The following is a 209-nucleotide window of genomic DNA, read 5'->3' on the forward strand; positions in this document are numbered from 1 at the left end:
ATCAAATATATTGGTCAGGAACTGGATCACCCTATGTTTATCCGGATCATAGAAGGCGACCCGTCTGAGTACCACATGCTGTTCCTTCTTATCCCCGTCCTTATAGCGGATTTGTATTATTTCATCCTTGATATACCCGTCCGCTGAGCTATCGGGGATTTCCAGGTCTTCCATTCCCTCATAAAGGGCATTCTCCTTTAGTCGGGTGA

At 45.9% G+C, this 209-nt stretch carries 1 pseudogene; it reads right to left on the reverse strand.

The features are described 5' to 3' along the window. Window positions 1–209: pseudogene (locus BFL47_RS19950) on the reverse strand (hypothetical protein); the annotation flags it as partial.

This window comes from Arcticibacter eurypsychrophilus (assembly GCF_001730525.1).
GTDB lineage: Bacteria > Bacteroidota > Bacteroidia > Sphingobacteriales > Sphingobacteriaceae > Arcticibacter > Arcticibacter eurypsychrophilus.